The organism is Salipiger sp. ABF4_146 (assembly GCF_056161345.1).
This window is the reverse complement of the sequence record NZ_JBSWYX010000069.1, coordinates 1-929: the sequence shown is the minus strand read 5'-3', so window position 1 is coordinate 929 and position 929 is coordinate 1. Positions and strand designations below refer to the sequence as shown.

Annotated in this window: 1 protein-coding gene; it reads left to right on the top strand. The window is 63.2% G+C overall.

Annotation, left to right across the window (positions count from 1 at the left end; translation table 11 throughout):
• A partial coding sequence (locus ACXAJT_RS27575; RefSeq protein ID WP_475242214.1) for an elongation factor Tu occupies positions 1–855 on the top strand: 855 nt, incomplete at its 5' end.
• Between the last annotated feature and the right edge of the window lie 74 nt (positions 856–929).

The following is a 929-nucleotide window of genomic DNA, read 5'->3' as shown; positions in this document are numbered from 1 at the left end:
ATGCCGCAGACCCGCGAGCACATCCTTCTGGGCCGCCAGGTGGGCATCCCCGCCATGGTCGTGTTCCTGAACAAGGTTGACCAGGTGGACGATCCGGAACTGCTCGAGCTGGTGGAAATGGAAGTCCGCGAGCTGCTGTCCGAGTACGACTTCCCGGGCGACGACATTCCGATCATCGCGGGCTCGGCGCTTGCTGCCATGGAAGGCAACAACCCCGAGATCGGCGAAGAGAAGATCAAGGAACTGATGGCTGCCGTGGACGAGTACATCCCGCAGCCGGAGCGTGCCGTTGACCAGCCGTTCCTGATGCCGATCGAAGACGTGTTCTCGATCTCGGGCCGCGGCACGGTTGTGACCGGCCGTGTCGAGCGTGGCGTTGTGAACGTCGGCGACGAACTGGAAATCGTCGGCATCAAAGACACCACGAAGACCACCTGCACCGGTGTGGAAATGTTCCGCAAGCTGCTGGATCGTGGTGAAGCCGGCGACAACATCGGCGCCCTGCTGCGCGGCATCGACCGTGACGCGGTCGAGCGTGGCCAGGTTCTGTGCAAGCCGAAGTCGGTGACGCCGCACACCAAGTTCGAGTGTGAGGTCTACATCCTGACCAAGGAAGAAGGCGGCCGTCACACCCCGTTCTTCAAGAACTACCGTCCGCAGTTCTACTTCCGCACCACCGACGTGACCGGCACCGTGACCCTCCCCGAGGGCACCGAGATGGTCATGCCGGGCGACAACCTGAAGTTCACCGTCGAGCTGATCGCCCCGATCGCGATGGAAGACGGCCTGCGTTTCGCCATCCGTGAAGGTGGCCGTACCGTGGGTTCGGGCGTCGTCTCGAAAATCCTCGAGTGATGATCGCATGCCCGGCGCCCGCGCCGGGCAGCTGATCGCGAAAGGGCCGCCCATTGGGCGGCCCTTTTTCGTTG